General features: G+C 34.8%; 3 protein-coding genes. All 3 read right to left on the reverse strand.

The features are described from left to right. Window positions 1-392: 392 nt before the first annotated feature. On the reverse strand, window positions 393-1,151 hold the full coding sequence (locus D1953_RS19305; RefSeq protein ID WP_119118781.1) for a sporulation protein: 759 nt from the start codon (window positions 1,149-1,151) through the stop codon (window positions 393-395). 169 nt (window positions 1,152-1,320) lie between these two features. Next, a complete protein-coding gene (locus D1953_RS19310; protein ID WP_119118782.1) occupies window positions 1,321-1,491 on the reverse strand; it encodes a YozD family protein in 171 nt (56 codons plus the stop codon). A gap of 65 nt (window positions 1,492-1,556) precedes the next feature. Further along, window positions 1,557-2,189: hypothetical protein (locus tag D1953_RS21470; RefSeq protein WP_119118783.1), on the reverse strand; the 633-nt coding region annotated here is incomplete at its 5' end.

A 2,189-nucleotide genomic window follows, 5' to 3' on the forward strand; every position in this document is an offset into this window, starting at 1 on the left:
GCTAGAGATTAGAACTTTTTTGCGAACCGGAGGTTCGTATGACATAGGAAAACTCACGGCAAATAGATTCTGTGAAAGAAAAATCTATTTAACGAGCTTTGGGGTGGGAATCCCACTGCTTCAGCTGTGGGAGCAGTCAAAATACAGACAAGAACAGTGACAATTTTTGATTTTTTTCACATGAGGAATAGTAAGACGTTTTAATCCTTCCTTAACATGCTTGTGATACACCATTAACATATCATGTTCTCCTCCCCTTTTAAAACTGTATATGTATATGAAGTCCCTACATCGATTTATTAATAACAATTTTTCACAAAAGGAGTTTTTTAATCAATATCATTTAACATAACCTGAAATAAAGAAAAACCCGAATCGGGTTTTTCTTACCACTAAATATATCGAATTAAAAAATCATTGATTCTATGCTTCATATTCGGAATATCATGACTTGTTAAAGATAAACGAACATTCTTTTCACTATCGCCAAACAACGCAGCAAGACCACGAGACTTACGGTCCAATTCGACTAATACTTCTAACGCCTGATCATTTTTCACAAAAAATACGAATTCAAGCTCTTTTAAGTGGCCGCGAAAGGCCCCGCTAACCGGTACAAATTCAAATTCTTGAAAATAAGGTGCATATGTACGAAAACGAAAAGGAGCTTCCTCACAATCCACTTCTCGCAATCGAAATCCTAATTCCTTTACAGCATGTAAAACAGAATCAATTAGTGGATTGGCCACGACTCTAATATAATCCTGATCTGTAGGGTCGATGGCATTTTTTATATCCATTCCTGTTTTAATCCAAATCTTTGTCTTTCCGTAAGTAAGAGGTGTTTCAAATGGAAGTTGAAAGCTAAAAGGGATTTCTTTCGTTTCATTTGGTCCAATTACGAAAGGTTGAGTAATTAAATACCGGTTAATGGTCGCTGTCTTTTGATACGTATGATCATCGTTTTCAACTTCATAATTCGTATGTAGCGTTAAATAAATTTCGTCAATTTTCTGTTCAACTGTTCCACCTTGAACGTCAATGATTCCTGAAACTGTTTCCCCAAGCGTATATTGACTTTTTTCCAACTTCGTATCCACTTTTGCATTGCCAATGCCTATACTCGCTAACATCTTATTAAAAACCCACATCCTCATCACTCCTACTTTATAGAATTTGAACTACCTTTATTATAAATGAATACTTCTAAAGCATGTCTAGTCGTTTGTTAGAAAACTGTGTCAAATGAATACTTCAATATAAAACGACGGATTACTCCGCCGTCATGTATTCTATGAAAAGTAAGGAATTCGGTATCGATTATTCTTCTAATTCCTCATCAATGATGCACTTTTGGATTAAATAATCGAATGTGATGTCAGCAAGATCTTCGGCTTCTAACTCTGTTGGAGCATAACCTCTTTTCAGCAATTCTACAAAAAAGAATTCTGCAATTTCTTCTGTATCAATAATAACCTCAATTTCTCGCATACCATCGCCCCCTCCATACAAGTTCTATGATAATTGCTAAACGAATATTCATAAAATTACTATTTCTAAGAGTTCGTTTTCTTTTTCTTACGATTCGGGTACAATTCTTCAGCTGCTCTACGAATTTTCCCAAGAGCAATATTCATAATATGCTTATACTCATCATCACCGAATTCTTTAAATAATCGATTATAATCATTATATAAATCTAACAAGCCATCAATATGTTGTTTTTGCTCTTTAGTTGTCATTTTCTTATTCCTCTCACCTTTACGAGGATTATTTAGCTTCGGCTGCTCTTTTTCTTTTTTATGTGCAGAGTATAATATCTCTAATTTTTGAATAATCGCTTCTGCTCGCTTGGCATCAGCTATTAATGTCATTTCCTCTTCATGCGCCTCAAGCCATTCTCCGTCAGAAATTCGCGTTAATTCGTAAATGACATCTTCCCAAGCGCTGTCTTTATAACGCCAAATCTCTGTCCGGTAACCAACAATTTTAAAGTAATCGTACTCATACCCATCGACTTGTACTAAATCGCCTAATAAAAATTTATATTCAATATTAATTTGTTCCTTCTCAAAAACAATTTCTCCATCATAATCATCAATATGCTCCAGGGTACTCTCCACATAAAGTCCATCGCTGTAGTTTACTTCATATACATAAGTACCATCGAGAAACTTTACATCTGTAAT

Origin of the sequence: Peribacillus asahii (genome assembly GCF_003570725.1) — a bacterium.
GTDB lineage: Bacteria > Bacillota > Bacilli > Bacillales > DSM-1321 > Peribacillus > Peribacillus asahii.

Excerpts from the sequence above, each read along its gene's own strand:
- D1953_RS19305 (WP_119118781.1), bottom strand. The coding sequence starts at position 1,151 with ATGTGGGTTTTTAATAAGATGTTAGCGAGTATAGGCATTGGCAATGCA.
- D1953_RS19310 (WP_119118782.1), bottom strand. The coding sequence starts at position 1,491 with ATGCGAGAAATTGAGGTTATTATTGATACAGAAGAAATTGCAGAATTC.